The organism is Bradyrhizobium sp. USDA 4532, assembly GCF_024171315.1.
Classification (GTDB): domain Bacteria; phylum Pseudomonadota; class Alphaproteobacteria; order Rhizobiales; family Xanthobacteraceae; genus Bradyrhizobium; species Bradyrhizobium australafricanum.
Window position 1 is genome coordinate 8,250,590 of record NZ_JALJZN010000001.1, and the last position, 12,062, is coordinate 8,262,651.

At 63.9% G+C, this 12,062-nt stretch carries 8 protein-coding genes; 4 read left to right on the plus strand and 4 right to left on the minus strand.

Going from position 1 to position 12,062, the window contains the following annotated elements; all coding sequences use genetic code 11:
• Positions 1–2: 2 nt before the first annotated feature.
• From gnd to J2R76_RS38060, 4 genes are all read right to left on the minus strand, one after another.
• A complete protein-coding gene (gnd, locus tag J2R76_RS38045) occupies positions 3–986 on the minus strand; it encodes a phosphogluconate dehydrogenase (NAD(+)-dependent, decarboxylating) (protein ID WP_057014889.1) in 984 nt (327 codons plus the stop codon).
• Between the two features lie 12 nt (positions 987–998).
• On the minus strand, positions 999–3,845 hold the full coding sequence (locus J2R76_RS38050) for a bifunctional transaldolase/phosoglucose isomerase (protein WP_253625776.1): 2,847 nt from the start codon (positions 3,843–3,845) through the stop codon (positions 999–1,001).
• 217 nt (positions 3,846–4,062) lie between these two features.
• Positions 4,063–4,509 (minus strand): DsrE family protein, encoded by a 447-nt coding sequence (locus J2R76_RS38055; RefSeq protein ID WP_253625777.1) that lies wholly within the window; start codon positions 4,507–4,509, stop codon positions 4,063–4,065.
• 54 nt (positions 4,510–4,563) lie between these two features.
• Positions 4,564–5,181 carry a hypothetical protein gene (locus J2R76_RS38060; protein WP_253625778.1) on the minus strand — a complete coding sequence of 206 codons (618 nt, stop codon included), beginning with the start codon at positions 5,179–5,181 and terminating at the stop codon, positions 4,564–4,566.
• 496 nt (positions 5,182–5,677) lie between these two features.
• Here J2R76_RS38060 and J2R76_RS38065 point away from each other — a divergent pair, with 496 nt between their 5' ends.
• From J2R76_RS38065 to J2R76_RS38080, 4 genes are all read left to right on the plus strand, one after another.
• Entirely contained in the window at positions 5,678–7,621 is a 1,944-nt protein-coding gene (locus tag J2R76_RS38065) for a PrkA family serine protein kinase (RefSeq protein WP_038382967.1), read from the plus strand.
• A 108-nt stretch (positions 7,622–7,729) separates the two neighbouring features.
• Entirely contained in the window at positions 7,730–8,998 is a 1,269-nt protein-coding gene (locus J2R76_RS38070) for a YeaH/YhbH family protein (protein ID WP_076823957.1), read from the plus strand.
• A 4-nt stretch (positions 8,999–9,002) separates the two neighbouring features.
• Complete coding sequence (locus J2R76_RS38075; protein WP_057014891.1) at positions 9,003–10,547, plus strand: SpoVR family protein; 1,545 nt, start codon at positions 9,003–9,005, stop codon at positions 10,545–10,547.
• Positions 10,548–10,805: 258 nt separating this feature from the next.
• Positions 10,806–11,996 (plus strand): ABC transporter substrate-binding protein, encoded by a 1,191-nt coding sequence (locus J2R76_RS38080; protein WP_076824215.1) that lies wholly within the window; start codon positions 10,806–10,808, stop codon positions 11,994–11,996.
• The last annotated feature ends 66 nt before the right edge of the window (positions 11,997–12,062 follow it).

The window sequence follows — 12,062 nt, forward strand, 5'->3', positions numbered from 1 at the left end:
CTTTAAGTTTTCTTCGGCGGCTCCTTGTGGCCGCCAAAGCCTGCGCGCATCGCCGAGAGGATCTTCTCCGCGAAGGTGTGATCCTTGCGCGAGCGGAAGCGCGTATAGAGCGCCGCCGTCAGCACCTCGGCCGGCACCGCCTCGTCGACCGCGGCATTGACTGTCCAGCGGCCTTCGCCGGAATCCTCGACAAAGCCGGAATAATTGTCGAGCGTGTGGTTCTGCGCCAGCGCCGATGCCGTGAGGTCGAGCAGCCAGGACGGGATCACGCTGCCGCGCCGCCAGACTTCGGCGATGTCGGCGATGTCGAGGTCGAAGCGATGCTCGGCCGGCAGCGCCTCGATATTGGCGTTCTTCAGGATGTCGAAGCCTTCGGCATAGGCCTGCATCAGGCCGTATTCGATGCCGTTGTGGATCATCTTGACGAAATGCCCGGCGCCGATCGGGCCGGCGTGAATGTAGCCCTGTTCGATGCGCGGATCGCGGCCCTCGCGGCCGGAGGTGCGAGGAATGTCGCCGATCCCGGGCGCCAGCGTCTTGAAGATCGGGTCGAGCCGGTCGACCACTTTCTTGTCGCCGCCGATCATCATGCAGTAGCCGCGCTCGATGCCCCAGATGCCGCCGCTGGTGCCGACATCGACGTAATGCAGCCCGCGCTCCCTGAGCGCCTTGCCGCGGCGGACGTCGTCCTGCCAGAAGGTGTTGCCGCCATCGATGATGACGTCGCCTGGCTGCATCAGCTTCGACAGCGCCTCGATGGTGGCTTCGGTGATCTTGCCGGCCGGCAGCATCACCCAGGCGGTGCGCGGCGCCTCCAGCTTGAGGACGAAATCCTCCAGCGATGAGGACCCGATCGCATTGTCGGCGACGAGCGCCGCGACGGCCTTCGGATCCTTGTCGTAGACCACGGTGGTGTGGCCCTGGGTCATCAGGCGGCGGACGATGTTGCCGCCCATCCGCCCGAGGCCGATCATGCCGAGTTGCATCCCTCGCCTCCGTCAGTTCAGTGCAGCCGAGATCGCGGCATCGAGCGCCGCGAGCCCGGAGCTGAGATCGCCCTTGAGATGCACGCGCAGCGCCCGCCGGCCGCGCTCGGTGAGCACGTCGAAATCGCCGCGCGCCTGTGCCGCCTTGATCACGCCGAAGCTCGCCTTCTGGCCGGGCACCGGCAGGTCCGCCGTATCGTCGGTCGTGACCTGCAGGAACACACCGCTGTCGGGCCCGCCCTTGTAGGCCTGCCCGGTCGAATGCAGGAAGCGGGGACCGAACTCGGCGCAGGTCGCAAGGTGCCTTGCGTCGCGCACCTTCAGCCGCATCGCCTGCATGGCGTCGATGGTGTCGCCATCGCGCTCGATATAGGCGAGCAGGGCGACATAGTCGCCGCGGCCGGAGCGCGCGAGGTGCGCCTTGATCCAGGAGTCGAGATCGCCGTTCGCACCGGCCTTGCGCAGCTCCTCGGCGTTCTGCGCGTCGGTGTAGAGATCGACCCCGTCCGCCGACACCACCGGCTGTTCGGCCGGCAGCGACCCGGTCTTCTCGAACGCTGCCGTCAGTTCGCGGGTCTTGATCTTGGCGGCTTCGACGTCGGGCTGGTTGAACGGGTTGATGCCGAGGATCGACCCGGCGACCGCGGTCGCGATCTCGAAGCGGAAGAACTCCTGACCGATATGGTCGATCGACTTCATCACGATCCGAACCACGGGATGGCCGGCGGCCTCGAGCGCCGCGAGCTTGGCCTCATGCGCTGCATCGTTCTCGCCATCGGTGCGCAGATCGATGAAGAACCGGTCGTTGCCGTAGACCGCGGCGTCGCCAATCGTCTCGCCCTCGATCGGGATCAGGCCCTTGCCGTCCTTGCCGGTCGATTCCGCGATCAGCTGCTCGGCCCAGGCGCCGAAATCGGCAACGTCCGGCGAGGCGAAGATCGTCACCTTGTCGCGGCCTTCGAGCCCCGCGATGCCCATCGCGAGCCCGAGCTGCACGCCCGGGTTCTCCTGCGGCGGCACGTCGGCACCGCAAGAGCGCACCATCGCGAGCGTATGGCCGAGCAGGCTGCGGACGTCGATGCCGGCAGCGGCCGCCGGCACCAGACCGAACGGCGACAGCACGGAATAGCGGCCGCCGATCGCGGGGTCGCCGTAGAAGATGCGGGCAAAGCCCTGCTTGATCGCGACCTTCTGCAGCGATGAGCCCGGATCGGTCACCGCGATGAAGCGGTGGCCGGCCTTGTCCTTGCCGATCGCCTTCGCCACCCGATCGAAGAAATAGTCCTTCATCACGTTCGGCTCGGTGGTGCCGCCGGATTTGGAGGAGACGATGAACAGCGTCCTTGCGATGTCGACATACTCCTCCATCGCGCGCACCTGGGCCGGATCGGTGGAATCGAGCACGTGCAGCCGCGGGAAACCGGACCGGTGCGGGAAGGTCTGGGCCAGGACCTCCGGCCCGAGGCTCGACCCGCCCATGCCGAGCACGACGGCATCGGTGAAGTTCTGCCCCTGCACGCGCTGAGCGAAGTCCTCATAGTCGGCGACATCAGCGGTGGCCGCGCTGGTGAGCCAGCCCAGCCATTTGTCCTCGTCGTCGCCGGTCCAGACCGATTTGTCCTTGTGCCAGAGCCTTCGGATCCGGGCGGAGGCGCGCCATTCCTCGGTGCTCTTCTCGACCGCCTTCTCGATGGTGGCGCCGAGCGCGAGCTTCTGGCGGTCGATGCCGCCGCCGAGCGAGGTGGCGCGCTTGTGGGCGACCGCGCCGTAGAGCTTGTCGGCGGCGTCGGCGAACAGCTTGACGCCGTCCTTGACCAGTTCCTCGGTGATCGCATCGAGCGAGATGCCGGACTTCTCCAGCTCTTCCAGCACGTGGCGGGCGTCCTCGACATTCTCCTCGAGGCTGTCGCGGACCTTGCCGTGGTCGCGGAAGGCATCGAGCGTTGCCGGCGGCACGGTGTTGACGGTGTCGGGGCCGATCAGCTCCTCGACATAGAGCACGTCGCTATAGTCCTTGTTCTTGGTGCCGGTCGAAGCCCACAACAGCCGCTGCGGCTTGGCGCCCTTGGCCGTCAGCTTGTCCCAGCGGCTGCCTGCGAACAGGTGCTTGTAGTCCTGGTAGGCGAGCTTGGCATTGGCGATGGCGACCTTGCCCTTCAAGGCCGCGAGCCGCTCCTTTTCGTGCGGATCGTTGGCCTTGGCGATCTTCTCGTCGAGCTGCTTGTCGACGGCGGTGTCGATGCGGCTGACGAAGAAGCTCGCGACGCTCGCGACATGGGAGGGATCGCCGCCCTTGCCGACGTATTTCTCCAGGCCCTTGAGATAGGCCTCGGCGACCTGGCGATAGACCTTCTGCGAGAACAGCAGCGTGATGTTGATGCTGATGCCTTCGCCGATCAGGTACTCGATCGCCGGCAGGCCCTCGGGCGTCGCCGGCACCTTGACCATCAGGTTCTTGCGGTGGACGTCCTTCCAGAGCCGTTCGGCTTCCGCGATCGTGCCCTTGGTGTCCATCGCGAGATAGGGCGACACCTCGAGGCTGACGAAGCCGTCGCCGCCGTGGCTCTGGTCGTAGACCGGGCGCAGCACGTCGGCGGCGTGCTGGATGTCCTCGACCGCGAGGTGCTCGAACAGGTCGGCGACCGAGCGGTCGCCGTTCTTGAGGGCCTTGCCGATCGCCCCGTCATATTCATCCGAGCTGCCGATCGCCTTCTCGAAGATCGAGGGGTTGGACGTCACGCCTTTGACGCCGTCGGTCTCGATCAGCCGCTTCAGGTCGCCGTCGGCGACGAAGCCGCGGGCGAGGAAGTCCAGCCAGACGGCCTGGCGGTGATTTTCGAGTGTTTTGACGGGGTTCATGGGTGCCTGTTCTCGTTCGATCGAGGGTCGATTTTTGGGTTCCCGGGCAGCTTTCGGGGGCGGAGGGGGATTGTCAACATGGCGGGAGCCCCGGGCGGAATATCAGCGTTTCCAAGGGATAACGCCATTCACAACAGTTCGATCCGCTCGGACGCAGGTGCGAGCAGACCCCCATCTCAGCACATTTTTATGACGCGTTGCGGCGCAGGACCGCGCGTCAGGGGCGCAGGTAGAGGTAACCCTGGGATTGCAGCTCGGCGAGGCGGACCACCCCGCCGCGCTCGGCGGCAACGAAGCCGGGGAGCAAGTCGGCGAGGCCGATGTTCTGCGATTTCATGGTGTTGCCGCAGGCGGCGAACTCGATCCCATCCTTGGTGAACCGCGCGACATGTTTTGACAGCTCGGGATTGGCGGCTGCTGCATGAAACGCCTTCAGCGCCCGGCCGTGCACCACCAGCGCAATCGTCACATTGCCGGGGCCGCCGACGCCGTCGAGATGGTTCTGGATGTTGCCGATCACGAAATTGACCTTGTCGAGGTCATCGAGGTGATAGACCACCTTCAGCTTTTGCGGCGGTGCTTCGGTGGCGGCGCCGGCCCGGGACGCTGCCAAGGCGGCGCCGATCGCTGAAAGCGTGCCGCAGAGGATGCTGCGTCGGTGCATGGCGTCTCTCGCGCAATTATTGTTGATCCAGTGTTGTCCCTTTGGGCAAACCTATCATTTGTGGCGGAGCGCAGCGAGTTCCTTGCGGTCGGTCACAAGTTCGGCGCATTCGCCCAAGTCCGCGCGATCGACGCGAAAGATCTTGTCGTCGGCGCCGGCGAACAGCGCTTCGCCCGCATCGTCGTCGGGCTTGTTGCGATTCCGCACCATGATGCGGCCAAGGCGCGCAATCGCGGATTTATTGTCCCTGGACAACGCCACGGTGATACCGCCGCCCTCGCAATCCACGCCGCATTCGAAGCGTATTTCGTGGCCGGATTCGGCGGCGATGGCATGATTGCAGTAGCCGCTGGAGTCGAAATTGCCAGGGCGGTGGCGATACGCGACGCCGAGCCGGAATGAATAGTTGGTGGCCTTGTCCTCCGGAGCGTCTTCCGCTGACACCAGAAGCTTCATCGCGCTGACCTTCTGCTTCGGATGCTGCGCCAGATGATTTGCATCGTAGCGCCGCACGAAGCAGGCATAGGCTTTCGCGCCGGGCGGGCCCGCGAACATCCTGTTGTCGAAGGCGGCCGCCGCGGCCTTGTCGACGCCTTCCTGCGCCTGAACGGCTAACGGCGCGCCGGTCCAGGCGGCGGCTGCGAGTGCGACAACAAGGAGCGCCTGCTTCATGACCGGCTCGGGAATAGCCAGCGCCTCCAAGGTGTCATCTTTAAAGCGCGGCAATGGTGCCGCGCGGAACTGCGCGGGCTCGTTGCCTTAGTCGCGGCGACAAGGAGGCACGTTCAACCGCGGCTGAACGTTTGTTCATGAGAGTCTATGACGCGTGCATCTTGACGCCACGGCTGAACGGTCACACTTTTCCAGGGAAGCCCAACGTCCATCGCCGGACGGGAAGTTGCCCGCTCGGATGTCCGCTTCGGAGGCCTGGCCCCGGTAAACCACGGATGTGGCGAGGGGGTTACAGCCACCAAAAACAAGGGGATATTGATGAACCATTAAGCTTCCTGCCTGTTGATAAGGCAGAGGCTGCACGCGCCGTGCATTGCCGAACTGAGTCGGTCGAGTGTCCAATGGACCCAGCGTGCCGACGCTGATTCGATCCTAGGACGCTCTTGTTACGACTCGTGTCAGTCGTGCGGCGATACATATCGTGGAGAGAGGGATCATGTACAACGATTCTTTGTTCAACGCCTTCGCAAGGTCGTTTGAAGCGCGAAGCCAGACCGACATGTCGATGGCCGAGTATTTGGAGTCGTGTCGAAGTGATCCGATGCGATATGCAAATGCGGCCGAGCGGTTATTGGCGGCAATCGGTGAGCCCCAGATGATCGACACGGCCAAGGACCCACGCCTTGGCCGTATCTTTTTGAACCGTACGATCAGGTCGTATCCGGCCTTCGCCGGCTTCTACGGCATGGAGGATACGATCGAGCGCCTCGTCGGCTTCTTCCGTCACGCCGCGCAGGGCCTCGAAGAGCGCAAGCAGATCCTCTATCTGCTCGGGCCGGTCGGCGGCGGCAAGTCATCGCTCGCCGAGCGCATCAAGGCGCTGATGGAGATTCATCCGATCTACGTGCTGAAGGCGGGCGACGAGCTGTCGCCGGTGTTCGAGAGCCCGCTTGGGCTGTTTGATCCCGAGACGCTTGGCCCGATGATCGAGGAGAAGTACGGCATTCCGCGCCGCCGGCTGAGCGGGCTGATGTCGCCCTGGGCCTACAAGCGGCTCGAAGCCTTCGGTGGCGACATCTCGCAATTCCGCGTCGCGCGCATCCAGCCTTCAAGGCTGCGCCAGATCGCGGTTGCCAAGACCGAGCCCGGTGACGAGAACAACCAGGACATCTCCTCGCTGGTCGGCAAGGTCGACATCCGCAAGCTCGAGACCTACGCCCAGAACGATCCCGACGCCTACAGCTATTCCGGCGGCCTCAACCGCGCCAACCAGGGCGTGCTCGAGTTCGTCGAAATGTTCAAGGCACCGATCAAGATGCTGCACCCGCTGCTGACCGCGACGCAGGAGGGTAACTACATCGGCACCGAGAACATCGGCGCGATTCCGTTCACCGGCATCATCCTCGCGCACTCCAACGAGGCGGAGTGGCAGAGCTTCAAGACCAACAAGAACAACGAGGCCTTCATCGACCGCATCTGCGTCATCAAGGTCCCGTACGTCCTGCGGGTCACCGAGGAGCAGAAGATCTACGAGAAGCTGATCCAGGGCTCCGAGCTTGCCGCAGCACCTTGCGCTCCGGCGACGCTGGAGACGATGGCGCGCTTCTCGGTGATGTCGCGGCTGCGCAAGCACGAGAACTCGACGCTGTTTGGCAAGATGCGGGTCTATGACGGCGAGAGCCTCAAGGAATCCGATCCGAAGGCGCGCAGCGTTCAGGAGTACAAGGACGCGGCCGGCGTCGACGAGGGCATGGACGGCGTCTCCACCCGCTTTGCCTTCAAGGTGCTCGCCTCGACCTTCAACCATGACACCACCGAAGTCGGCGCCGATGCGGTGCACCTGATGTATGTGCTGGAGCAGGCGATCCGCCGCGAGCAGCTGCCTGACGAGACCGAGAAGCGCTATCTCGAATTCATCAAGGCCGACCTCGCGCCGCGTTATGCCGAGTTCATCGGTAACGAGATCCAGAAGGCCTATCTGGAATCCTACGCCGACTACGGTCAGAACCTGTTCGACCGCTATGTCGACTACGCCGACGCCTGGATCGAGGATCAGGACTTCAAGGATCCCGACACCGGCCAGCTGATGAACCGCGAGCTCCTGAACCAGGAGCTGACCAAGATCGAGAAGCCGGCCGGCATCGCCAACCCGAAGGACTTCCGCAACGAGGTCGTCAAGTTCTCGCTGCGCTCGCGGGCGCACAATGGCGGCAAGAACCCGAGCTGGACCTCCTACGAAAAGGTTCGCGACGTGATCGAGAAGCGGATATTCTCACAGGTCGAGGATCTGCTTCCGGTCATTTCGTTCGGCTCCAAGAAGGACGGCGAGACCGAGAAGAAGCACGGCGAGTTCGTCGAGCGGATGGTGGAGCGCGGCTATACCGAGCGCCAGGTCCGCCGGCTCGTCGAGTGGTACATGCGGGTGAAGCAGGCCGGCTAATGCGCGATCCGGAAAGCCGGCACCGGCTTTCCGTTTCGTCTCGTCCTGTCCAATAAAATGCGATGCGACTGTCATGATCGCATCCGGTGAGGCAGATGCAACGTGGTCATGCATATCGTCGATCGGCGGTTGAATCCGGGTAGCAAGAGCCTGGAGAACCGCCAACGCTTCCTGCGGCGCGCCAAGGCGCTGGTGCAGGGGGCCGTCAAGAAGTCGTCACAGGACCGGGACATCAAGGATGTCCTGGAAGGTGGCGAAGTGACAATCCCGCTGGACGGCATGGATGAGCCGCGGTTCCGGCGCGAGGGCGGCACGCGTGACATGGTGCTGCCCGGCAACAAGAAGTTCGTCGAGGGCGACTGGCTGCAGCGCCCGAACCAAAGCGGCGCCAAGGGCTCCGGCGCAGGCGAAGGCGACAGCGAGGACGCCTTCCGCTTCGTGCTCAGCCGCGACGAATTCGTCGATCTCTTCCTCGACGACCTCGAACTGCCCGATCTTGCCAAACGCAAACTTGCGGAAACCGAAAGCGAAGGCATCCAGCGCGCCGGCTATGCGACGTCGGGCTCGCCCGCCAACATCTCGATCAGCCGCACGGTGAGCCGGGCGCTGGCGCGGCGCGTGGCACTGCGCCGGCCGCGCAAGGACGACATCGAGGCGCTCGAGGCGGAGCTTGCCGAATGCGATGACGATGCGCGGCGCCGCGAGCTGCTGGCGCTGCTCGAAGCGTTGAAGGCCAAGGCCAAACGGATCCCCTTCATCGATCCGATCGACATCCGCTACCGCCGCTTCGAGACGGTGCCGAAGCCGGTGGCGCAGGCCGTGATGTTCTGCCTGATGGACGTATCGGGCTCGATGTCCGAGCACATGAAGGATCTGGCGAAGCGGTTCTATATGCTGCTCTACGTGTTCCTGAAGCGGCGCTACAAGCACGTCGAGATCGTGTTCATCCGCCACACCGACCGCGCCGAGGAGGTCGACGAGGACACCTTCTTCCATGGCCCGGCTTCCGGCGGCACGCTGGTGTCGAGCGCGCTGGTCGCGATGAACGATATCGTCCGCACCCGCTTCCGTCCGGCCGACTGGAACATCTACGCCGCCCAGGCCTCGGACGGCGACAACATGACCTCGGACAGCGCGCTGACCGGTCACCTCCTGACCGACAAGATCCTGCCGGTCTGCCAGTTCTTCGCCTATCTCGAGGTCGGCGAAGCCGCCAACTACACTTTCGACATGCCGGACTCCTCGCTCTGGACGCTCTATGAGCGTCTGCGCAACGAGGGCGCGCCGCTGTCGATGCGCAAGGTGAGCGAGCGCGGCGAGATCTTCCCGGTGTTCCAGGACCTGTTCAAGCGCCGCAGCAAGCAGGAAAGGGTGTAGCGTGATGGGTTCTTCCGGGGAACGGCTGTTCGAGGGCGCCGATTGGGATTTCCAGACCTTGCAGCGGGTCCACGACGCCTGCGAGAAAATCGCGCGCACCGAGCTCGGGCTCGACGTCTATCCCAACCAGATCGAGGTGATCACCGCCGAGCAGATGCTCGACGCCTATTCCTCGGTCGGCATGCCGCTGTTCTACAAGCACTGGTCATTCGGCAAGCAATTCGCGTTCCAGGAAGCGTCCTATCGCAAGGGCCTGATGGGCCTCGCCTATGAGATCGTGATCAATTCCTCGCCGTGCATCTCCTATCTCATGGAGGAGAACACGGCGACGATGCAGACGCTGGTGATCGCGCACGCGGCGTTCGGGCACAATCACTTCTTCAAGAACAACTATCTGTTCAAGCAGTGGACCGATGCCGACGGCATTCTCGACTATCTGGAATTCGCCAAAGGCTACATCGCGGTCTGCGAGGACCGCCATGGCCGCGAGACGGTGGAGCGGACGCTCGATGCCGCGCATGCGCTGATGTCGCATGGCGTCGACCGCTATCCCGGGAAGAAGACGCTCGATTTGCGTGCCGAGGAGAAGCGGGCCGGCGAGCGCCGGCAGCACGAGGAAAGCGTGTTCAACGATTTGTGGCGGACGGTGCCGAACACCAAGGCCAAGAGCAAGGCTACGCTCACGGCCGAGCGCCGCCGCGCGCTGCTCGGCTTGCCGCAGGAGAACATCCTCTATTTCCTCGAGAAGACCGCGCCGCGCCTTGCACCCTGGCAGCGCGAGCTGATCCGCATCGTCCGCCACATCGCGCAGTATTTCTACCCGCAGGGCCAGACCAAGGTGATGAACGAGGGCACCGCGACCTACGTCCACTACCGCATCATGAGCCGGCTGCATCAGCAGGGCCGGCTCACCGACGGCAATTTCCTCGAGTTCCTGCAGTCGCACACCAATGTGGTGTTCCAGCCCGAATTCGACGACCGCCGCTATTCCGGCTTCAATCCCTACGCGCTCGGCTTCGCCATGATGCAGGACATCGAGCGGATCGTGAAAAATCCGGAGGACGAGGACCGCGAGTGGTTCCCCGACATCGCCGGCAAGGGCGACGTCGAGGGCGTGCTGCGCGAGATCTGGAGCAACTACCGCGACGAGAGCTTCATCAACCAGTTCCTCAGCCCGGCGCTGATCCGGCGCTTCCGCATGTTCCATTTGCACGACGACCCCGCGGAAAGCCAGGGGATCAAGGTCGACGCGATCCACGACGAGCGCGGCTACCGCCGGGTCCGCCGCGAGCTGGCGCGGCAATACGACGTCGGCTTCGTCGACGCCAATATCGAGGTTGTGGATGTCGATCTCGACGGCGATCGCCGCCTGATGCTGCGTCACACCACCGTGAAGGGCGCGCAGCTCAACGAGACCGACGCGCGGCGCGTGCTGCAACACCTCGCCGATCTGTGGTCCTACGACGTCGCGCTGACCGAAATCGACGGCACCGACAAGGTGCTGAAGGAATACGTCGTCAGCCCGCGCGCGGCCGCGGTCGCGGCGTGAGGATCACGCTCTCGCGATAATGAGCGCGGCGCGCACCGCCGCGCGGAATGCGAGTCTTGCTCGGTGAACCTTCATGTCTATCGAAGGCTCACATCATGAACATGCCGGCAACATTCCGACTTTGAAAGCGCATGGCGTTCTATGCGCGAACGCGATTGCCGGCATGCGGAAATCTCGCGAGACGTTCTTGGTGATTGCCTGCGCGGACGCGATGGATAATGTGCGCCGCGTCAAGAAAACCAAGAAAAGGATATGCTCTTGTCAACTCGCTCCCGCCTGGCGGGCTTTCTCGCCTTCACCGCGCTCACGGCCTCCTTGATCTCGCCGTCCGTGGCAGCCGATACCGCGATCAAAATAGGAAACACCGCGCCCTATAGCGGCCCGGCGTCGGCCTACGGCACGATCGCGCGTGCCGAAGCCGCATATTTCCAGATGCTCAACGATCAGGGCGGCATCAACGGCCGCAAGATCGACTTCGAGAGTCTCGACGACGCCTATTCACCGTCGAAGACCGTCGAGCAGACCCGCAAGCTCGTCGAGCAGGACGAGGTGCTCGCGATCTTCAGCGCGGTCGGCACCGCGCCGAACATCTCGGTGCAGAAGTACCTCAACATCAAGCGCGTGCCGCAGCTGTTCGTGTCCTCCGGCGCGACGCGCTGGAACGATCCAAAACAGTTCCCGTGGACGGTCGGTTTCAATCCGACCTACGAGCTCGAAGGCCGGCTCTACGCAAAATACATCCTGAAGACCAAGCCGGATGCGAAGATCGCCGTCATCACGCCCAACGAGGACGCCGGCAAGGACTATCTGAGGGGTTTCAAGGACGGGCTCGGCGAGCATGTCGGCCAGATCGTCGCCGAGACCACGTATCTCACGACCGATCCCACCATCGATTCCCAGATGGTGACGATGCGCGAGTCCGGCGCGGACGTCTTCTTCGCGGAGGCGACGCCGAAATTCGCGGCCCAGGCGCTGCGCAAGGCGGCGAGCATGGGCTGGAAGCCACTGACCATCCTGCCGACCGTCTCGAACTCGGTCTCCGCGGTGCTTGAACCGGCCGGTCTCGAGAACGTCATCGGCGTCGTGACCGGGCTCTATCTGAAGGATCCGACCGATCCGCGCTGGGCCGACGATCCCGCGCAGAAGGAGTTTGCGGACTGGATGAAGAAGTACCAGCCGAATGCGAGCCCGGGCGACCTCTTCAACGTGCAGGGCTACACGGTGGCGCAGGTCATGACGGCGGTGCTGAAGAACTGCAACGGCGACTACAGCCGTGCCAACATCATCAAGCAGGCGACCAATCTGAAGGCGCTCGAGCTGCCGATGCTGTTGCCCGGCATCAAGGTGCAGACCGAGCCCGACAATGTGACGCCGATCCGGCAAATCCAGATGGCGCGGTTCGACGGCAAGTCCTGGGCGCTGTTCGGCGACGTCTTGAGCGACAAGTAGCCGTCACCAACTCCGCTGTCGTCCCTGCCTAGTGCGCAATTGCGCACGGGAGCAGGGACGACACGG